The organism is Streptomyces sp. SolWspMP-5a-2 (assembly GCF_900091845.1).
GTDB classification, from domain to species: domain Bacteria; phylum Actinomycetota; class Actinomycetes; order Streptomycetales; family Streptomycetaceae; genus Streptomyces; species Streptomyces doudnae.
The window spans coordinates 48,481-67,368 of sequence record NZ_FMCI01000251.1 but is presented as its reverse complement, the minus strand read 5'-3'; the positions used below and the strand labels follow the sequence as shown (position 1 = coordinate 67,368).

The following is an 18,888-nucleotide window of genomic DNA, read 5'->3' as shown; positions in this document are numbered from 1 at the left end:
GGGCCGTCCCCCGGCGGCGACGGACCCCGGGTGCTGGTCACCGCGCAGCCCTTCGGCTTCGGACCCGCCTCGGCCGCGGCCCTCCTCGCCGACGAACTCGCCCCGAGCTGCGGCCGGTTGGGGTACATCGGCGCCGGGCACACCCTCGACCTCCAGCACCGCCCGCCGTACGCGGCCGTCCACGACGTCACCGGGCTGCCCGGCCCGGCCCGGCTCGACCGGCTGCGGCAACTCGGCGAGGACTACGACCTGCTGCTGACCGCCATGGACTTCCCGATGGCCGCGCTGGCCCGCAGGGCCGGACTGCGGGTCGCCGTGTACGACGCGCTGACCTGGTACTGGCCGCACTTCCCGGCCGTCGTCCACGACCCGTCCGTGCTCTACCTCGCCCAGGACTTCTTCGGCGTGCGCGAACGGGTCGCCACCGAGGACGCGCTGACCGGGCGCGCGGTCGTGGTGGCGCCGCTCGTCACCCCGGGCCCCCGCCGTCAGGGCGGCGGCGGACACGTCCTGGTCAACCTGGCCGGGCTGCACAACCCGTTCTGGCACCCGCGCGAGACCGCCGCGTACGCCCGCCTGATGGTGGCCGCGGTGCGCGCCGGGACCCCGGCCGGCCTGCGGGTGGTCGTCGCGGCGGGCAGGCTCACGGCGGACGAGCTGGCCGGGCGGTCGGGCGGCCCGGCCGGGCCGGTCGCGTGCGGGCCCGGCACCACCGTCGGCACCTACCGGCGGGCCGAGGTGCTGCGGCTGACGAGCACCGCCGCGTACGCCTTCATGACCCCGGGTCTCGGCAACGTCTACGACGCGGCGGCCACCGGCGTCCCCACGGTGTGGCTGCCGCCCGCCAACAACACCCAGGGCCTCCAGGCGGCCCTGCTGCGCGAACACGGCTACTGCGACGACCGGGTGGACTGGGCCGACCTCGGGCTCGCGGTGGACCACCGGGCACCGGAGCCGGTGGCGATGGCGGCCCTCGCGGCGGCCGTCCGGGAGACCGGCGACGACCGGCGGCTGCGGGTCCTGCTGGCCGGGCGGGTCACCGAGACGTCCGCCGCCCTCGACCGCGAGGCGCCCGGCCTGGCCCACGCCCTCCTGCGGCGCTTCGGCCACGGCGGAGTACGGGACGCGGCGGCCGAGGTGCTCAAGTGGACCCAGCGCAGAGGCCGTTGACGCCCCGACAGCCGAAGACGCAGGCGCCGTGAAACCCGGATCGCCTGCGGCGGGCGGAGACGCAGGGGCCGTGAAACCCGGAGCGCCTGCGGCGGGCGGAGACGCAAGGGCCGGGAAACCCGGAGCGCCCCCCGGCGGGCGGAGACGCAAGGGCCGGGGAAACGCCCGGCGCCCCCGGCGGCCTGAGCCGAGCCGGGGGCGCCGAGCGGCGATCCGCGGAACACCGCGGACGCGCCGGGGAACACCGTCGTGCCGGGCGGGACACCGGGTCCGGCGGGACGCCGACGGGACCGGGCGGAACGCCGAGTCCGGCGACCGACAGGACCGGGCGGAACGCCGGGACACCGCCGGACCGGGCGGGACGCCGCCGGGTGCGGCGGGACGCCTGGGCGCCCGGCCCTCCTGCCGCCCGACCGCCCTGCCCTCCTGTCGACCGGCCGACGGCCGCCCGGCCGCCCGCCCCCCTGCCGTCCTACAGGAACGAGTTGATCTGGATCGTCTCGTCTCGGCCCGGTCCGACGCCGATCGCCGAGATCGGGGCGCCCGACATCTCCTCCAGCGCCTTCACGTAGTCCCGCGCGTTCTTCGGCAGGTCGGTGAAGGACTTCGCCTTGGTGATGTCCTCGGACCAGCCGGGCAGCGTCTCGTAGATCGGCTTCGCGTGGTGGAAGTCGCTCTGCGAGTACGGGAGTTCCTCGACCCGCTTGCCGTCGATCTCGTACGCGACGCAGACCGGGATCTCCTCCCAGCCGGTGAGCACGTCGAGCTTGGTGAGGAAGAAGTCGGTCAGGCCGTTGACGCGGGTCGCGTAGCGGGCGATGACCGCGTCGAACCAGCCGCAGCGCCGGTCGCGGCCGGTGGTGACACCCCGCTCGCCGCCGATCCGGCGCAGCGCCTCGCCGTCGGCGTCGAACAGCTCGGTCGGGAACGGGCCCGCGCCGACCCGGGTCGTGTACGCCTTCAGGATGCCGATGACCCGGCTGATCTTCGTCGGGCCGACCCCGGCGCCGGTGCAGGCGCCACCGGCGGTCGGGTTGCTCGACGTGACGAAGGGGTACGTGCCGTGGTCGATGTCGAGGAGGGTGCCCTGACCGCCCTCGAAGAGGACGACCTGGTCGTTCTCCAGCGCCTTGTTGATCACCAGGACGGTGTCGGCGACGAACGGCGCGAGCTGGTCGGCGTAGCCGAGCAGCTCCTCGACCACCTGGTCGACGGCGATCGCGCGCCGGTTGTAGAGCTTGGTGAGGACCTGGTTCTTCACGTCCAGGGCCGCTTCGACCTTCTGCGTCAGGATCGACTCGTCGTAGAGGTCCTGCACCCGGATGCCGACGCGGTTGATCTTGTCCGCGTAGGTCGGTCCGATCCCGCGCCCGGTGGTGCCGATCTTCCGCTTCCCGAGGAAGCGTTCCGTCACCTTGTCCACGGTGACGTTGTACGGCGTGATGATGTGCGCGTTACCGCTGAGCAGGAGCTTGGACGTGTCGACGCCGCGCTCGTTCAGACCGCTCAGCTCGGAGAGCAGGACCGACGGGTCGACGACGACGCCGTTGCCGATGACAGGAGTACATCCGGGCGAGAGGATTCCGGAGGGGAGCAGGTGCAGGGCGTACTTCTGATCGCCCACGACCACCGTGTGGCCTGCATTGTTACCACCCTGGTAACGGACCACGTAGTCGACGGAGCCGCCGAGCAGGTCCGTCGCCTTCCCCTTGCCCTCGTCACCCCACTGAGCACCGAGCAGCACAAGTGCGGGCACGCGCGTACACCCCTTCCGGGCGGGGCATGTCCAAGGTCAGGGGCGTACACGGAGGATCCACCGCCATGTGCACCGCGACCGTCGTTGGCCGCAGACCTTCGGACCGGATGCCCCGGAATAGACGAAGCCCCTGGCGCAATAGCGCAAGGGGCTCTTGCACAAAGATGCTACCCGAGGAAGCGAGGCAGGACCGAGGTGGCGACTTCCGACCAGCTCCTTGTGGTCATCGACCCGGTCGCCCGGAGGACCGAGGGCGAGTCCGTACGGATCGCGAAAGACGTGCTCAGCGCGGGTGCGACGACGAAGGTGTGCCTCCCGGCCGACCCCGAGGAATTCGCCCGCGCGCTGGCCAGGCGCGGGTCGAGGCGACCGGTCCTGATCGGCGACGACCGGGCGCTGGTGCGCACCGTGTCGCTGCTGCACCGGCGGCGGGAGCTGGCCGAATGTGTGCTGTCGGTGGTGCCGGTGGGGGGTCTGCTGTCGGTGGCCGGGTCGCTCGGGGTGCCGACGGGGACGGTGGCGGCGGCGCGGGCGGTGCTGGACGGGGTGGAGCGGCGGCTCGACCTCCTCGTGGACGACAGCGACGGGGTCGTCCTCGGCACCCTGCGGATACCGCCCCCGGCGCCGGACGCGCCGCCGGAGCGCGGCCTCGACCCGGTCGCCCACCCGTGGCTGCGCACCTGCCAGACGCTGGTGCGCACGCTGGCGCCGTCCCGGCCCGCGCGGGCGCAGCTCACCGGCGGCCCGGCCCGGCTGCGGGTGGAGGTGGACGGCGTCACCGTGGTCGACCTCGACCAGCCGGTGGAGACGGTGCGGGTGGCCCCCGGCCGGTCGGGCCTGGCGACCGTGGAGGTGCATCCGGCGTCGGTGGGCGCCGAGGCGACCCCGCTGCTGGCGACCGGCCGCACGGTCTCCGTCTCGGGCGCCGACTTCCACTACCGGGCGGACGCCGCGGTGTCGGGCCCGGTCCGCAGACGGACCTGGACGGTCTGGGAGGGGGCGTGGGGCCTGACGGTGCCGCACCGGGCGTGACACGCCCCGCCGCCGGCCCGGGGGCCTTTGTGCCCGGCGGCCCTGCGTGTCCCGGGGCCCGGGGTCTCCCGGGGGTCTAGGAGGGGCCGAAGGTGCGGTCCCGGTGGTCGCGCCAGCGGGACATCATCTCCGCGATCTCGCCCTCGACGAACTCGAAGAAGGCCAGGGTCTCGGCCATCCGGCGCCCCGCCGGGGTCTCGGGGCCGAGGCTGGCGACGCCCTCGCGCAGGGCGATCTCCCACCGCTTCATGATCGACTCGCGGTTGGTCAGCGCCTCGTACCACTGGTCGCCGCGCACCCGGTAGCGCTCGCGGCGGGAACCGGGCTCGCGCTCCCGCGCCACCATGTGCGCCTGGGCCAGGTAGCGCACCGCCCCGGAGACGGCGGCCGGGCTGATCCGCAGCAGCTCCCCCAGCTCCGCCGAGGTGAGCGAGCCCGCGTCGGCGGAGAGCAGCGCGGCGAAGACCCGGGCCGGCATCCGCGGCATCCCGGCCTCGACGAGCTGGGCCGCGAACGACTCCACGAACCGCGAGACGGCCTCCGGGTCCCGCTCGGTCCCGTCTGATGCGCTCATGCCCCCATCCTAGCCAGACTTCATACGGTTCCTTAACTTCACAAATTTCTGAAGCAAGCGTACGTTCGGGAGCATGACGACGGCCATCACGGTCACCGGACTGCGCAAGTCCTTCGGCCGCACGCGCGCCCTCGACGGCCTCGACCTGACCGTCCGCACCGGCGAGGTGCACGGCTTCCTCGGCCCCAACGGCGCGGGCAAGTCCACCACCCTGCGCGTCCTGCTCGGCCTGCTGCGCGCCGACTCCGGCAGCGCCCGGGTGCTGGACCTCGACCCGTGGCGGGACGCGGTGCGGGCGCACCGCCGCATCGGCTACGTCCCCGGCGACGTCGCCCTCTGGCGCGACCTGTCCGGCGGCGAGGTCATCGACCTCTACGGGCGGCTGCGCGGCGGCCTCGACACCCGCCGCCGGGCCGACCTGATCGAGCGGTTCGCCCTCGACCCGACCCGCAGGGGCCACACCTACTCCAAGGGCAACCGGCAGAAGGTCGCCCTGGTCGCCGCGTTCGCCTCGGACGTCGACCTGCTCCTCCTGGACGAACCGACGTCGGGCCTCGACCCCCTGATGGAGGAGGTCTTCCGGCACTGCGTGCGCGAGGAGCGCGACCGGGGACGGACGGTGCTGCTCTCCTCCCACCTGCTCAGCGAGGTCGAGGAACTCTGCGACCGGGTCAGCATCGTGCGGGCCGGGCGCACCGTCGAGAGCGGGACGCTGACCGAGCTGCGCCACCTCACCCGCACCAGCGTCACCGCCGAACTCGCGGGCCCGCCGCAGGGGTTGGACCTGCTGCCCGGCATCCACGACCTCGACGTGCGCGGCGACCGGGTCAGGTTCCAGGTCGACGCCGCCGGACTCGGCGCCGCCCTGCGCGCGCTGACCGCGACCGGGGTCCGCTCCCTGACCTCGACCCCGCCGACCCTGGAGGAACTCTTCCTGCGCCACTACCGGCAGGACGGCACCGACACCGGCACCGGCACCGGCACCGGCGACGACCGCACGGCGGCCGCGCGATGACCGCGCCCGCCGTCCCGGCCGCCCCCCGCGCGATCCGCGTCCCCCGTCAACTCGTCGGCACCGGCACCCTGTTGCGGTTCGCGCTGCGCCGGGACCGGCTGTTCCTGCCGGCCTGGGTCGCGGTGCCCGCGCTGATCGTCCTCGCCACGCCCGGCGCCCTCGACGGGCTCTACGGCACCGCGTCCGCCCGCGCCTCCCTCTTCCACCAGGTCGCCGCGAACCCCTCCTTCCGCGCCCTGATCGGCCCGCTGCACGGCACCTCCACCGGCGCGCTGACCGCCTGGCGGGTCGGTGTCTACGCCGCCGCGCTCGCCGCCGCGGCCGGCCTGCTCGTCGTCGTCCGGCACACCAGGGACGAGGAGGAGAGCGGCCGTCAGGAGCTGATCTCGTCCGGGGCCGTGGGCCGCCGGGCCGCCCTCACCTCCGCCCTGCTCACCGCGCTGGTCGCGGACGCGGCGCTGGCCCTGCTGGTCACCGCGGGCCTGGCCGCCCGGGGAGTGGCGGGCGCGCTCGCCCTCGGGCTCGGACTCGGCGCGACCGGGCTGGTCTTCGGGTCGGCGGCGGCCGTCGTCGCCCAGCTCACCGAGAGCGCGCGGGCCGCCCGCGGTCTGACGGCGGCCCTCCTCGGCGCCGCGTTCGCGCTGCGCGCCGCGGGCGACGCCACGACCCCCGACGGCTCCTCGGCGGCGACCTGGCTCTCCCCGCTGGGCTGGCTGGAGAACCTGCGCCCCTACGCCCGCGAACGCTGGTGGGTGCTCGGCCTGTTCGCCGCCGCCGTCGCCGTCCAGACGGCCGCCGCCTACGCGCTGGCCGGACGCCGCGACCTCGGCGCGAGCTTCCTGCCGACCCGGCCGGGGCCCGCCGCCGGACGCCTGGGCACGGCGGGCGCGCTCGCCGGGCGGCTGCACCGCGGCTCGCTGCTCGGCTGGTCGGCCGCCTTCCTGGCCGCCGGGATCGTCTACGGGAGCCTCACCGACAGCGTGGCGGGCATCGTCCAGGACAGCGCGGGCGCCCGCGCGATCTTCCGGCGCACGGGCGGACCCGCGGCACCGGCCGACGCGTTCCTCGCCTCCATGACCGGGATGCTCGCCATGCTCGCCGCGCTGTTCGCCGTCGCGTCGGTGCTGCGCGCCCACACCGAGGAGACGTCGGGGCGGGCGGAACCGCTGCTGGCGGCCCCGCTCGGACGGCTGCGCTGGGCGGCCGGGCACCTGACGGTCGCCTTCGCCGGTTCCGCCCTGCTGATGGTGGTCGCGGGCCTGGGCCTGACCGCGGGATACGGCGCGCGGCCCGCCGCGCTGCTCGGCGCCTGCCTGGTCCGCCTCCCCGCGGTCTGGGCGGTCGGCGGCCTCGCCGTGCTGCTGTACGGGTGGGCGCCGCGGTACGCCCGGGTGGCCTGGGCGGTGGCGCTGGCGGCCCTGCTGACCGGCTGGGTGGGCCCCGCCCTCGACGCCCCCCGCGCGGTCCTCGACCTCTCCCCCTTCACCCACCTGCCCCCGCTGCCCGGCGCCCCGGTGCAGTGGCCGCCGGTCCTCGCCCTGACGGCCCTCGCCGCGCTGCTGACCGGGGCGGGACTCGTGGGCCTGCGCCGCCGGGACCTGACCGGCTGAACCCCGCCCGGCACCGGGACCGCCCGCGCCTCACCCCACCCGCACGTCGAGCCCCTTCAGGCCCCGGATGACGAAGTTCGGGTTGCGCTGCGGGTCCGCCACAGGCGCCAGATCCGGCGCCTGTTCGAGCAGGGCCCGCATGGACGCGGCCAGCTCGATCCTGGCCAGCGGGGCGCCGATGCAGTAGTGGATCCCGGCGGAGAAGCTGATGTGCGGGTTCTCCGTCCGGCCGAGGTCCAGCGTGCCGGGGCGGTCGAAGACCTCCGGGTCGTGGTTGGCGGACCCGAACAGCAGGGCGATCTCCGCGCCCCTGGGGATCGTCGTGCCGTCGATCTCGATGTCGTCCAGCACCCAGCGCTCGAACATCTGCAACGGGGTGTCGTAGCGCATCAGCTCCTCCACCGCCGTCGGCACCAGCGTGGGGTCCGCGCGCAGCGCCGCGAGCTGGTCCGGGTTGCGGAACAGCGCCCACCAGCCGTTGACCGTCGCGTTCACCGTCGCCTCGTGGCCCGCGTTCAGCAGCAGCACGCAGGTCGAGATCATCTCCTGCTCGGAGAGCCGGTCGCCCTCGTCGTGCGCCGCGATCAGACCCGAGATCAGATCGTCGCCCGGCCGCGCCCGCCGCTGCGCGATCAGCTCCCGCAGGTACTCCGAGAACTCCACCGACGCGCGCACCGCCCGCTCGGCCGTCTCCCGCGACGGGTTCAGCTCGTACATCCCGCAGATGTCGGCCGACCAGGGCCGCAGCGGCGCCCGGTCCGCCTCCGGGACCCCCAGCATCTCGGCGATCACCGCGACCGGCAGCGGCTCGGCCACGTCCTTCAGCAGATCGCCGCCGCCCGCCTCGACCAGGTCACCGACCAGCCGCCCGGCCAGCTCCCGCACGTACGGCTGGAGCCGCTCCACCGTGCGGGGCGTGAACGCCTTCGACACCAGGCGCCTGATCCGGGTGTGGTCCGGCGCCTCCAGGTCGAGCATCCCGTGGTCGTTGAGCACGTGGAACGGCTCGTGCTCAGCGGGCGGCGCCGTCCGCCCGAACTCCTCGTGCGTGAACCGGTGCAGATACGTCCGCCCCAGCCGCCGGTCCCGCAGCAGCGCCGAGACGTCCGCGTGGTGCGCGACCAGCCACTGGTCGCTCGGCTCGAAGTACTCCACCCGCCCTCGGGCGCGCAGCTCGGCATAGGCGGGGTACGGGTCGGCGACGAACGCCGGGTCCCACGGATCGAAGGCTCCCATGCCCGGACGCTAGCCCGGCACCCCCCGGTCTGACCAGGGGTGTCGTCCTTCTCACCCGCCCCTCACCCCGGTGTGACGAGCCGTGCCTCGTAGGCGAAGACCGCCGCCTGGGTGCGGTCCCTGAGCCCCAGCTTCACCAGGACGCGGCTCACATGCGTCTTGATCGTGGACTCCGCGACCACCAGCCGCCCGGCGATCTCCGCGTTCGACAGGCCCTGCGCGATCAGCACCAGCACCTCCGTCTCCCGGTCGGTGAGGTCCCCGTACGCCTGCGCGGTCGGCCGGGGCGCGGGCGCCAGCTTGGAGAACTCGGTGATCAGCCGCCTGGTCACGGAGGGCGCCAGCAGCGCCTCGCCGGACGCCACCACCCGCACCCCGTCGGCGAGCTGGCGGGCCGAGGCGTCCTTCAGCAGGAACCCGGAGGCCCCCGCGCGCAGCGCCTGGTACACGTACTCGTCCAGGTCGAACGTGGTCAGCACCAGCACCTTCGAGGCGCCCCCGGCGGCCACGATCTCCCGGGTCGCCTCGATGCCGTTCTGCTCGGGCATCCGGATGTCCATCAGCACCACGTCGGGCGTCAGCTCCCGCACCCGCCGCACCGCCTCCCGGCCGTCGACCGCCTCGCCGACCACCTCGATGTCCGGCATCGCGTTCAGCAGCACCGAGAAGCCCTCGCGGACCATCATCTGGTCGTCCGCGATCAGCACCCGGATGGTGCCCGTGCCGTCCGCGGCCGTCACGGGGGCCGCCGCGCCCGTCACGACGCGTCCTCGGCGGCGCGCGCGACCGGCAGGAACACCGTCACCTCGTAGCCGCCCTCCGCGGTGGCGCCCGCGGTCATCTCGCCGTCGAGCATGCCGACCCGCTCCCGCATCCCGGTGATCCCGTGCCCCGCCCCCGGCGACGGCTTGACCAGCGACGGCTGCGGCGGCGGCCCGTTGACGATCCGCAGGCCCAGCCCGCCCAGGACGTACCCGACCTCGACCGAAGCCCGTGCCCCCGGCGCGTGCCGCAGGGTGTTGCTCAGCGCCTCCTGCACGATCCGGTACGCCGACAGCTCGACGCCCTGCGGGAGTTCGCGCACCGCACCGGTGACCGTCTTGCCGACGTCGAGACCGGCGTCGCGCACGTTGGCGAGCAGGCCGTCCAGGTCGGCGAGGGTGGGCTGCGGCGCCTCCGGCACCTCGTAGTCCGCCGCGCGCACGACCCCCAGGACACGGCGCAGCTCGGTGAGCGCGGCCACCGCGTTCTCCCGGATGGTGGCGAACGCCGCCTCCAGCTCGGGCGGCGGGTTCTCCACCCGGTACGGGGCTGCCTCGGCCTGGATCGCGACGACCGACATGTGGTGGGCGACGACGTCGTGCAGCTCGCGGGCGATGGTGGTGCGCTCCTCCAGCAGGGTGCGCCGGGACCGCTCCTGCGCGGTCACCGTCTGCTGCGCGGTCACCTCCTGCTGCGCCTGCCTGCGGGTGTGCCGGACGGTGACGACGAGGAGGGCGAGCGCCGAGACGAACAGCAGCGGCGGGGTGTTGGAGCCGAAGCCGCGGGCGCCGCCGAGCGCGGTGCCGTAGGCCGCCGTCACCAGCCACATCCAGGCCGCGGTGCGGGGGCGGGTGCGCGCCGCGACGACCGTGAGGACGACGAGGTGGGCGAAGAAGTTGGCGGGCAGCCACGGCCAGTCGTACCACTCACCGGCCAGGACCGCGCAGACCGGGGTGGCCGCCATCGACAGCCAGAACGCGCCGACCGGCCGCACCAGGGTCAGCAGGATCGGTCCCGCCGCGAGCGCGCCCATGGCCAGCGAGTCGAGGCCGCCGGTGCCGGTCGTACCGGCGAGCAGCAGCGCGAAGAGGGCTGCGGCGACCACCACGGCGTGCGGCAGCCAGCCCGCCCGCTCGCGCAGTCCGCCGGGCAGGCGGCGCACCAGCGGGCCCTCGGTGCCCATCGGTGGCAGCGGACGGTAGGCGAAGGCCTCGTGGAACAGGTCCTGCCGCAGCCCGCGCAGGGCGTCTGCGGCGGCCCGGCCCTCCGGACTGCGCGGCTTGTAGTGCTGCGTCTGGCTCGTGTCGTTCACAGGAGAGACGGTAGGTGCGAACGGGTGACCCCGTCGTCACCAGTGAGGGGGGTCCCGGGAGGTCCGTCTCAGGTACTACGGAGGGGAGACGGGGCGGCGGCACGGGAGACTGGGGCGGCGGCACGGGAGACTGGGGCGGCGGCACGGGAGACTGGGGCGGCGGTGGGGGCGGCGCCCCGGCCGGGTGCGTCCGGCCGCAGCCCGGCCGGTCTGTCCGCGTGCCGGTCTGCCCCGGTGCCGGTCTGCCCGCGTGACCGTCTGCCCGTCTGCCCGCGTGGCCGCGTGGCCGTCTGCCCGCGTCTCCGCCGCATCCCCCCGGGGCCGTCCCTCGCGCCGGGCTCAGAAGGCGAGTTGGGCGATCTCCTCCGCGACCACCGCGCAGGCGTCCGCCGCCGGGTCGATCAGCGGGAAGTGGCCGACGTCCTCCAGCAGGGTCAGCCCCACCACCTCGCCCGCCTTCGCCGCCGCGTCCGCGTACGCCTCGGCGACCGGGTACGGGACGATGCCGTCCGCGCGGCCCTGCACCAGCGTCGTCGCGATCCCGGTCGGCAGCAGCAGCGCCGGGTCGGCGTACGGGCGGCGCTCCTCGAACACCGCCTCCCCGCCCAGGAGTTGACGGGCGGCCCCGGCGCAGACGGCGAGCTTCTCGGCCACCTCGAAGTCGGCGATCGGCGCCAGCGCGACCACGCCCCGCAGCGGCGGCGGACCCGCGGTGCGCCAGGGCGCGTCGGCGGGCAGCAGATGGCGGGCCGCCGCCCACAGCGCGAGATGGCCCCCGGCCGAGTGCCCGGTGAGCACCAGGCGCCGGGAGTCGGCCCGCGGCAGCGCCCCGCGCACCAGCGCGGGCAGCGCGTCCAGGGCCGCGGCGACGTCGTCGAAGGTCTCCGGCCAGCGCCCGGCGACGGTCACGCCGTCGGCGTCGTCCGCCCCGGGACCCGTCGCCCCGCACCGGTACTCGACGCTCGCCACCGCGAACCCCCGGCGGGCCAGGAAGGACGCGAACGGGGAGAGGTGACGGCGGTCGAAGCGGGTCCGCCAGGCGCCCCCGTGCAGGGCCACGACCAGCGGCGCGAGCACACCGGGACGGTCGTCGCCGTGCGGGGCGTAGAGGTCGATCACCTGGTCGGGGTGGTCGCCGTACGCGACGGTGACATCGGCGGCGACCGCGGGGTGCGACAGGGCCGACGCCTCCTCGGCGGCGGCGCGGGATGCGGCGGCGTCGTCCGGCATGCTCCAACCTCTCAGCGGCGATGGGGGCACCTCCCGGGCTTTCGCGCACGACGGGAGGTGTGGCGGACCAGGTGGGGAATCGGCCGTTGGCGGGGACCGTATCAGGCCCGTGCGGCGCCTCGACACGCGGAAGTGACGCACGGTGAGGGATAAACGGTTCTCTACCGGGCCCGGCTCCGTCAGTTCGGCGCCAAGAAGTGGTGAAAGCAGCGCAAAACCCTCACCGTTCACCCCCGCGGCAGCGGCCCGCACCCGGCCCGCCGCGTCCGCCGCCGGCCTCGCCGGGCCGCCCGCCCGGTGCGCCGTACGGCCCGGCCCGCGGCCCCAACTCCCGCCGCCCGCTAGGCCGTAGCCCCGCCCGCCACCTCGTCGAGCACCTCGCCCAGCACCCGCGCCGCCCGCTCCGCGTCCGCGAACCCCACGTACAACGGCGTGAAACCGAACCGGAGTACGTCGGGATGCCGGAAGTCACCGACCACGCCTCGTCCGATCAGGTGCTTCATCACGTCCCCGGCGTCCGGGCAGCGCAGCGCGACCTGGCTGCCGCGCTCCCCGTGCCGCCGCGGTGTCACGCACTCCGTGCGCCCCGGTCCCGCGTACGCCTCGACGCACTCCAGGAAGAAGTCCGTCAGCGCAAGGGACTTGGCGCGCACGGCGTCGATCCCGACGCCCTCCCAGACGTCGAGGGACGCTTCGAGGGCGAGCATCGACAGGATGTCCGGGGTGCCGACCCGGCCGCGCACCGCGCCCGGCGCCGCCTCGTACGCGGAGCGCATCCCGAACGGTTCGGCGTGCGAGTTCCAGCCGGGCAGCGGCGAGTCGAAACGGCCCTGGAGGTCCCGGCGCACGTACAGGTACGCGGGCGAACCCGGGCCGCCGTTCAGGTACTTGTAGGTGCAGCCGACCGCGAGGTCCACCCCGTGCGCGTCCAGTCCGACGGGCAGCGCGCCCGCGCTGTGGCACAGGTCCCAGACCACGACCGCGCCCGCCGCGTGCACCGCCGCGGTCAGCCCCGGCAGGTCGTGCAGGCGTCCGGTGCGGTAGTCGACGTGGTTGAGGAGCACGGCCGCCGTGCGGTCGCCGAGCGCACCGGGGACCCCGGCGGGCTCGACCGGCCGCAGCGCGCACCCGGTCATCCGGGCCGCCGACCCGGCGATGTACCCGTCGGTGGGGAAGGTGGTGGCGTCGACGACGATCTCGTCCCGGCCCTCGCCGCCGGTCTCCCGCGCCATCCGCACGGCCGCCACGAGTGCCTTGAAGACGTTGACACTTGTCGAGTCGCCGACGACGATCTGGCCCGCCGCCGCGCCGACCAGCGGGGCGATCCGGTCGCCGATCCGCTCGGGCGCGGTCCACCAGCCGCTCTCCTCCCAGGAGCGGATGCGCAGCCGGCCCCACTGGCGCCGGACCACGTCGTCGACCCGGTCCGGGACGGTGGCCGGCAGCGCGCCGAGCGAGTTGCCGTCGAGGTAGACGACGTCGTCGTCATCGAGGACGAACCGGGCGCGCAGCGCGGCGAGTTCGTCACCCGCGTCCAACTCCCGCGCGCGGGAGGCGAGTCGGTCGGGGACGGCGGCCTCAGACATGGGAGCGCGCCGTCCACAGCTCGGGGAACACGTTCTTCCCGGCCCGTTTCTCCAGCCAGGCCACCCCGGCGGAGCCGCCGGTGCCGGTCTTCGCGCCCATCGCCCGGCGGGTGGCGACCAGATGGTCGTTGCGCCAGCGCCACACCAGTTCCGCGACGTCCGTCAACGCCTCGCCGAGACGGGCGAGTTCGGCGTGCTCGTCGCCCGCGTAGACGGCCGTCCAGGCCGCCTCGACGGCCTCCGACGGCTCGTACCGCGTCGAGACGTCACGGCGCAGCACCGACTCGGGGATCGCGTGACCGCGGCGGGCCAGCAGCCGCACCACCTCGTCGTAGAGGCTGGGCTCCTGGAGCGCCTTCTCCAGCTCGGCGTGGACGCGCGGCGCGCCCCGGTGCGGGACGAGCATCGACGCGGACTTCTCGCCGAGCAGGAACTCCATCCGCCGGTACATCGCCGACTGGAAGCCGGACCCCTCGCCGAGGGCGGAGCGGTAGGAGTTGAACTGGGCCGGGGTGAGCTGGCCGAGCGGCCGCCAGGAGGCGTTCAGCGCGTCCAGCTCGCGCACCGAGCGCTTCAGGGCGTCGACCGCGACCGGCACCCGGTCCTCGCGCAGGGCGTGCGCGGCGGTCTCCCACTCGTGCGTGATCACCGTGAACCACAGCTCCATGACCTGGGTGGTGACCAGGAAGACCATCTCTCCGGGATCGTCGGAGAGGGTGTGCTGGAGGTGGGTGAGCACGTCCGCACGGACGTAGTCCTCGTACGGGGTGGTACCGGCGAAGTCGAGATGCGGGGCCGGGGGCTCCGCGGCGTCCCCGACGGAGCGAGCCTGGTGGGACATCGCTGTCTCCTGTTGTTGCTGAGGGTAGCGGTCCGCCCCTGCCGAGCCCGGCACGGGGGCCCCGGTCCCCACTCGCATCCTTCAATATCCCCCCGCTTCCGGCAAGGCCCGCCTGCCGCCAGACGGGCCGCACCGGAGCCCCCGCGGTACCCGGACCGCCCGGTCAGCCCAGGGTCTGGGCGGCGGCGGGCGAGGAGTCCTTCAGGAACTGCGCGCAGCGCTGGTACTCGTCCTGCTCGTCGATCGCCTGCGCGGCGCGGGCCAGCGCGTGCAGGGCGCGCAGGAAGCCGCGGTTCGGCTCGTGCTCCCAGGGCACCGGGCCGTGCCCCTTCCACCCGGCCCGGCGCAGCGCGTCGAGACCCCGGTGGTAGCCGGTGCGGGCGTAGGCGTACGACTCGACGACGCCGCCCCGCTCGAACGCCTCGTCGGCGAGACGGGCCCAGGCGAGCGAGGACTTCGGGTACTTCGCGGCGACGTCGGCGGGCGCCGTGCCCGCGGCCAGCAGCTCGCGGGGCTCCGGGTCGTCGGGCAGGTGGGTCGGGGGCGGCCCCCCGAGGAGGTTCTCGTGAATCGTCATGGACCAAGTCTGCCTCCTGGCCACCGCGTCCCGCGCCCCGCCTCGGCCCGCCCCGGTCCGGGCGGCGCTCCCCCGCCCCCTCACTCCCCGGACTCGATGCGGCCCGCCGCGCGCCGCCCTTCGAGCGGCGGCGCCGTCACCGAGCCGTGGGTCAGGCACTCCGGGTGCGCGCAGTCCGGGGCGAGGGTGCGCACCGTCGCGAAGGCCACCCCCGCGCCGACCACCAGCACCCCCGCGCACCACAGCATCGCCCGGTGGAAGGCGCTGTCGAAGGCGTCCGGCGTCCGGTACGCCTCCGGGCCCATCCCGGCGAGCAGCGGCAGCGCCGCCACCGCGATCAGACCGGCCGCACGGGCCGCCGCGTTGTTCACGCCGCTGGCCAGGCCCGCCCGCGCGGTGTCGACGGAGGCCAGCACCGTCGCCGTCAGCGGCGCGACCAGGGTGACCATGCCGCAGCCCAGCACCAGCAGCGCGGGCAGCACGTCGGCGGCGTAGGAGGCGCCGGGCCCGACCCGCAGCATCAGCAGCATCCCCGCCGCGCACAGCAGCGGGCCCACGGTGAGCGGGATGCGCGGCCCGATCCGCCCGGCCAGCGCGCCCGAGCGGGCGGAGAACAGCAGCATCAGCACCGTCGTGGGCAGCAGCGCCGTCCCGGCGGCGAGCGCGGACCAGCCGACGGCGACCTGGAGCTGGAGCGCGGCCAGGAAGAAGAACCCGCCGAAGGCCGCGTAGACACAGAGCGTGACCAGGTTGACGGCGGTGAACTGGCGCGAGGAGAAGATGTCCAGCGGCATCATCGGGTCGGCGCCGCGCCGCTCCACCCGCACGAAGGCGCACCCCGCCGCCACCCCGGCCGCGGCCGCCGTCAGGACCACGGCGAGGGAGCCCGCCCGGCCCTCGATCAGCGCGTAGGTGACCAGGGCGAGCGCGAGGGCGCCGAGGGCGGCGCCGGTGACGTCGAACCGGCCGTGCGCGCGGGCCCCGCCGGACGACTCGGGGACGTGGCGCAGCGCGATGGGCACGCACAGCAGCGCCAGCGGGACGTTCAGCAGGAAGACCCAGCGCCAGCCGGGGCCGTCCACCAGCCAGCCGCCGAGGAACGGCCCGACGGCCGCGCCCACCCCGCCGAACCCGGACCACAGGCCGACCGCCCTGGCCCGGTCGTCGGGGTGGAAGGAGGCCTGGATGAGGGCGAGGGAGCCGGGGGTCAGCAGGGCGCCGCCGATGCCCTGGAGGGCGCGGGAGGCGATCAGCACCCCCACGTTCGGGGCGACCCCGCAGAGCAGGGACGCGGACGCGAACCAGACGACGCCGACGACGAAGACCCGGCGGCGCCCGTAGCGGTCGCCGAGCGAGCCGCCGAGCAGGATCAGCCCGGCCAGCGTCAGCATGTAGGCGTTGACCGTCCACTGGAGCGCGGCCAGGCCCGCGTCCAGGTCACGGCCGATGCGGGGGAGGGCGACGTTGACGACGGTGGAGTCCAGCATGGCCATGCTGGAGCCGAGCACGGTGGTCAGGACGATCCACCTGCCCCGGGGCGAGGCGAGCCGGACATCGGGCATGCCCCAGATATACAGCGAGCCCGGCACCTGGGACAGGCGCCGGGCTCACCGCGGGCGGGTCACTTGATGCGCGTACCGGTGGAGCGCAGGTTCCCGCAGGCCTCGGTCACGCGCCGGGCCATGCCGGCCTCGGCCAGCTTGCCCCAGGTGCGCGGGTCGTAGGTCTTCTTGGAGCCGACCTCGCCGTCGACCTTCAGGACACCGTCGTAGTTGCGGAACATGTGGTCCGCGACCGGGCGGGTGAACGCGTACTGGGTGTCGGTGTCGAGGTTCATCTTCACGACGCCGTTCTCCAGCGCGGTGGCGATCTCCTCGGCGGTGGAGCCGGAGCCGCCGTGGAAGACGAAGTCGAACGGCGACGCCTTGCCGAACTTCGCGGCGACGCCGTCGCTCAGCTCCTTCAGCAGGTCGGGGCGGAGCACGACGTTGCCCGGCTTGTACACGCCGTGCACGTTGCCGAAGGAGGCGGCCAGCAGGTAGCGGCCCTTCTCGCCCAGGCCGAGCGCCTCGGCGGTGCGGATCGCGTCGTCGACGGTGGTGTACAGCGAGTCGTTGATCTCGTGCGAGACGCCGTCCTCCTCGCCGCCGGTCGGGGTGATCTCGACCTCAAGGATGATCTTGGCGGCGCGGGCGCGCTCCAGCAGCTCCTGGCCGATGGCGAGGTTGTCGGCGAGGGTCTCCGCCGAGCCGTCCCACATGTGCGACTGGAACAGCGGGTTGCCACCGGCCCTGACGCGCTCCTCGGAGACCGCGAGCAGCGGGCGCACGTACCCGTCGAGCTTGTCCTTGGGACAGTGGTCCGTGTGCAGCGCGACGGTGACCGGGTACTTCTCGGCGACGATGTGCGCGAACTCGGCGAGCGCGACGGCGCCGGTCACCATCTCCTTCTGGTACTGGCCGCCCAGGAACTCGGCGCCGCCGGTGGAGATCTGGATGATGCCGTCGCTCTCCGCCTCCGCGAAGCCGCGCAGCGCCGCGTGCAGGGTCTGCGTCGAGGTGACGTTGATGGCCGGGTAGGCGAACTTGCCTGCCTTCGCCCGGTCGAGCATCTCGTTGTAGACCTCGGGGGTTGCGATGGGCATCTGTCCGCTCCTTGTATGTGCGGGTGGGCGTTCTGTGTTGCTGCGTCCTGCGGCCCTGACCTAGACCTTGGGGCGACGACGTCGTCACCGGCGCCCCCATCTTTCCAGACCCGCCCCGCCGTCCGTCTCCCGCCGTCCGCACCGTGGGACGGCCGGCGCGGCGGCGGGGGGTCTCAGTCGAGGCCCAGGTCGTCCTTGGAGTAGGCGTACAGGTAGGGCACCGCGGCGCCCTCCCGGATCTTCTCCGCCGCGCCGGTCGCGCGGTCCACGATGGTGACGACGGCGACGACCTCGGCGCCCGCCTCGCGGACCGCCTCGACGGCGGCCAGCGGGGAACCGCCGGTGGTGGAGGTGTCCTCGACGACCAGCACCCGGCGGCCCGCGATGTCGGGGCCCTCGACCCGGCGCTGCATGCCGTGTGCCTTGGCCGCCTTGCGGACGACGAACGCGTCGACCCGGCGGCCCCGCGCGGCGGCGGCGTGCAGGATCGCGCCCGCGACCGGGTCGGCGCCCATGGTCAGGCCGCCGGCCGCGTCGAACTCCAGGTCGGCGACCAGGTCGAGCAGCACCTCGCCCACCAGCGGGGCGGCCTCGCCGTCCAGGGTGACGCGGCGCAGGTCGACGTAGTAGTCGGCCTCCAGGCCCGAGGAGAGGGTCACCTTGCCGTGGACCACGGCCTTGTCCTTGATCTGCTGAAGCAGCGCTGCGCGCACGTCACTCATGCGGCCAGCTTAGAGGCGGCGCCAGGTCCAGGTGGTGGCGGCTTCGAGGGGTTCGAGGAGGGTGACCTGCCGGGGCGCCGTGTTGAGGCCGTCGGGCGGTCCGGTCTGCGGCTCCACGCAGACGGCGGCCTCCTGCTCGTCGTAGACGACCACCCACTCCTCGCGGCTGGCCACCTTCAGCTCCAGGCTGCCCGGCCAGGTGAGGGTGACGTCGACCCCGCCGGGCATCCCGAAGCAGTCGTCCCAGGGACCCGGGCGCGGGGCGACGCGCTCGCCGGTCGGCAGGTGGTCGGCTCCGCGCTCCTCCTGCCAGGCGGGGGTGAAGTCCACCCGGACGTCCTCGCCGCCGAGGTTGCGGTGGAACCAGGGGTGCCAGCCGATCTGCGCCGGGAACGACGAGTCGAGGGTCTCCACCGCCATCGTCAGCGTGAGGGTGTCCGGGGTGAGCGCGATCTGCTGGGTGACGCGGCCGGACCAGGGCCACGGCTCGACCAGGTCGTAGGTGATGACCGCCTCGGTGTCGCCGACCCGCGCGGTGCTCCAGGCGCCGTCCCGCGCGGTGCCGTGGATGGCGTGCGGCGGTGAGTTGAGCGGCAGTTGCCGCACCGTCGCGCCGTCCCGGAACCGGCCGTCCCTGGTCCTGCCGCACCACGGCACCATCGGGAAGCAGCCGAACCGCTCCCCCTGCCGCAGCAACTCGGTGCCCCCGATGCGCAGTCCACCGATCCGCCCGCCGTTGCCCGGCTGGACGGTCACCTCCGCGTCGCCCGCGGTCAGCGTGATCTCGTCGTCGCTCACGGGACGACCCTACTGGGGTGCGC

17 protein-coding genes are annotated in these 18,888 nt (G+C 74.7%); 4 read left to right on the top strand and 13 right to left on the bottom strand.

Annotation, left to right across the window (positions count from 1 at the left end):
• Nucleotides 1-1,170, top strand: a 1,170-nt coding sequence (locus tag GA0115242_RS40905; RefSeq protein WP_161353275.1) for a hypothetical protein, incomplete at its 5' end; no start/stop codon positions are given.
• Between the two features lie 472 nt (nt 1,171-1,642).
• Here the strand turns inward: GA0115242_RS40905 and GA0115242_RS25625 are convergent.
• Nucleotides 1,643-2,926, bottom strand: a complete 1,284-nt coding sequence (locus tag GA0115242_RS25625; protein WP_093832397.1) for an adenylosuccinate synthase — start codon at nt 2,924-2,926, stop codon at nt 1,643-1,645.
• Between the two features lie 195 nt (nt 2,927-3,121).
• On the opposite strand from GA0115242_RS25625, the gene GA0115242_RS25620 reads away from it, so the two are divergent.
• Nucleotides 3,122-3,958 carry a diacylglycerol kinase gene (locus GA0115242_RS25620; RefSeq protein WP_093832395.1) on the top strand — a complete coding sequence of 279 codons (837 nt, stop codon included), beginning with the start codon at nt 3,122-3,124 and terminating at the stop codon, nt 3,956-3,958.
• A 76-nt stretch (nt 3,959-4,034) separates the two neighbouring features.
• Here the strand turns inward: GA0115242_RS25620 and GA0115242_RS25615 are convergent, their stop codons facing one another.
• Nucleotides 4,035-4,532 (bottom strand): GbsR/MarR family transcriptional regulator, encoded by a 498-nt coding sequence (locus tag GA0115242_RS25615; protein ID WP_093832392.1) that lies wholly within the window; start codon nt 4,530-4,532, stop codon nt 4,035-4,037.
• A gap of 73 nt (nt 4,533-4,605) precedes the next feature.
• On the opposite strand from GA0115242_RS25615, the gene GA0115242_RS25610 reads away from it, so the two are divergent.
• Both GA0115242_RS25610 and GA0115242_RS25605 read left to right on the top strand, forming a co-directional pair.
• Nucleotides 4,606-5,547, top strand: coding sequence for an ABC transporter ATP-binding protein (locus GA0115242_RS25610; RefSeq protein WP_093832390.1), 942 nt, complete (start codon nt 4,606-4,608; stop codon nt 5,545-5,547).
• Nucleotides 5,544-7,157 (top strand): ABC transporter permease, encoded by a 1,614-nt coding sequence (locus tag GA0115242_RS25605; protein ID WP_093832388.1) that lies wholly within the window; start codon nt 5,544-5,546, stop codon nt 7,155-7,157. The genes GA0115242_RS25610 and GA0115242_RS25605 overlap by 4 nt, the downstream gene beginning before the upstream one ends.
• A 30-nt stretch (nt 7,158-7,187) precedes the next feature.
• Here GA0115242_RS25605 and GA0115242_RS25600 read toward each other — a convergent pair whose 3' ends face one another.
• The 11 genes from GA0115242_RS25600 to GA0115242_RS25545 form a co-directional block, all read right to left on the bottom strand.
• Entirely contained in the window at nt 7,188-8,393 is a 1,206-nt protein-coding gene (locus GA0115242_RS25600) for a cytochrome P450 (protein ID WP_093832386.1), read from the bottom strand.
• Between the two features lie 62 nt (nt 8,394-8,455).
• Nucleotides 8,456-9,133: a response regulator gene (locus GA0115242_RS25595; protein ID WP_093832407.1), complete on the bottom strand. Its 678-nt coding sequence runs from the start codon at nt 9,131-9,133 to the stop codon at nt 8,456-8,458.
• Nucleotides 9,134-9,150: 17 nt separating this feature from the next.
• Nucleotides 9,151-10,467, bottom strand: a complete 1,317-nt coding sequence (locus GA0115242_RS25590) for a sensor histidine kinase (RefSeq protein WP_093832384.1) — start codon at nt 10,465-10,467, stop codon at nt 9,151-9,153.
• Between the two features lie 339 nt (nt 10,468-10,806).
• Complete coding sequence (locus tag GA0115242_RS25580) at nt 10,807-11,697, bottom strand: alpha/beta hydrolase (protein WP_093832380.1); 891 nt, start codon at nt 11,695-11,697, stop codon at nt 10,807-10,809.
• A gap of 341 nt (nt 11,698-12,038) precedes the next feature.
• Nucleotides 12,039-13,283, bottom strand: a complete 1,245-nt coding sequence (kynU, locus tag GA0115242_RS25575; RefSeq protein WP_093832378.1) for a kynureninase — start codon at nt 13,281-13,283, stop codon at nt 12,039-12,041.
• Nucleotides 13,276-14,124 (bottom strand): tryptophan 2,3-dioxygenase family protein, encoded by an 849-nt coding sequence (locus tag GA0115242_RS25570; protein WP_093832376.1) that lies wholly within the window; start codon nt 14,122-14,124, stop codon nt 13,276-13,278. Before GA0115242_RS25570 ends, kynU begins: the two co-directional genes overlap by 8 nt.
• Nucleotides 14,125-14,287: 163 nt before the next feature.
• Entirely contained in the window at nt 14,288-14,701 is a 414-nt protein-coding gene (locus tag GA0115242_RS25565; RefSeq protein WP_093832374.1) for a DUF3151 domain-containing protein, read from the bottom strand.
• 80 nt (nt 14,702-14,781) lie between these two features.
• On the bottom strand, nt 14,782-16,263 hold the full coding sequence (locus GA0115242_RS25560; RefSeq protein WP_093832372.1) for an MFS transporter: 1,482 nt from the start codon (nt 16,261-16,263) through the stop codon (nt 14,782-14,784).
• 59 nt (nt 16,264-16,322) lie between these two features.
• Nucleotides 16,323-17,345, bottom strand: coding sequence for a class II fructose-bisphosphate aldolase (fbaA, locus tag GA0115242_RS25555; RefSeq protein ID WP_093832370.1), 1,023 nt, complete (start codon nt 17,343-17,345; stop codon nt 16,323-16,325).
• A 173-nt stretch (nt 17,346-17,518) separates the two neighbouring features.
• Nucleotides 17,519-18,067, bottom strand: coding sequence for an orotate phosphoribosyltransferase (gene pyrE, locus GA0115242_RS25550; RefSeq protein ID WP_093832368.1), 549 nt, complete (start codon nt 18,065-18,067; stop codon nt 17,519-17,521).
• Between the two features lie 9 nt (nt 18,068-18,076).
• Complete coding sequence (locus GA0115242_RS25545) at nt 18,077-18,865, bottom strand: aldose epimerase family protein (RefSeq protein ID WP_093832365.1); 789 nt, start codon at nt 18,863-18,865, stop codon at nt 18,077-18,079.
• Nucleotides 18,866-18,888 lie beyond the last annotated feature (23 nt).

What these genes read in the sequence shown, in the direction of transcription:
- GA0115242_RS25615 (WP_093832392.1), bottom strand. Translation starts at nt 4,532, where the DNA reads ATGAGCGCATCAGACGGGACCGAGCGGGACCCGGAGGCCGTCTCGCGG.
- GA0115242_RS25610 (WP_093832390.1), top strand. Translation starts at nt 4,606, where the DNA reads ATGACGACGGCCATCACGGTCACCGGACTGCGCAAGTCCTTCGGCCGC.
- GA0115242_RS25605 (WP_093832388.1), top strand. Translation starts at nt 5,544, where the DNA reads ATGACCGCGCCCGCCGTCCCGGCCGCCCCCCGCGCGATCCGCGTCCCC.
- GA0115242_RS25600 (WP_093832386.1), bottom strand. Translation starts at nt 8,393, where the DNA reads ATGGGAGCCTTCGATCCGTGGGACCCGGCGTTCGTCGCCGACCCGTAC.
- GA0115242_RS25580 (WP_093832380.1), bottom strand. Translation starts at nt 11,697, where the DNA reads ATGCCGGACGACGCCGCCGCATCCCGCGCCGCCGCCGAGGAGGCGTCG.
- kynU (WP_093832378.1), bottom strand. Translation starts at nt 13,283, where the DNA reads ATGTCTGAGGCCGCCGTCCCCGACCGACTCGCCTCCCGCGCGCGGGAG.
- GA0115242_RS25570 (WP_093832376.1), bottom strand. Translation starts at nt 14,124, where the DNA reads ATGTCCCACCAGGCTCGCTCCGTCGGGGACGCCGCGGAGCCCCCGGCC.
- GA0115242_RS25565 (WP_093832374.1), bottom strand. Translation starts at nt 14,701, where the DNA reads ATGACGATTCACGAGAACCTCCTCGGGGGGCCGCCCCCGACCCACCTG.
- GA0115242_RS25560 (WP_093832372.1), bottom strand. Translation starts at nt 16,263, where the DNA reads ATGCCCGATGTCCGGCTCGCCTCGCCCCGGGGCAGGTGGATCGTCCTG.
- fbaA (WP_093832370.1), bottom strand. Translation starts at nt 17,345, where the DNA reads ATGCCCATCGCAACCCCCGAGGTCTACAACGAGATGCTCGACCGGGCG.
- pyrE (WP_093832368.1), bottom strand. Translation starts at nt 18,067, where the DNA reads ATGAGTGACGTGCGCGCAGCGCTGCTTCAGCAGATCAAGGACAAGGCC.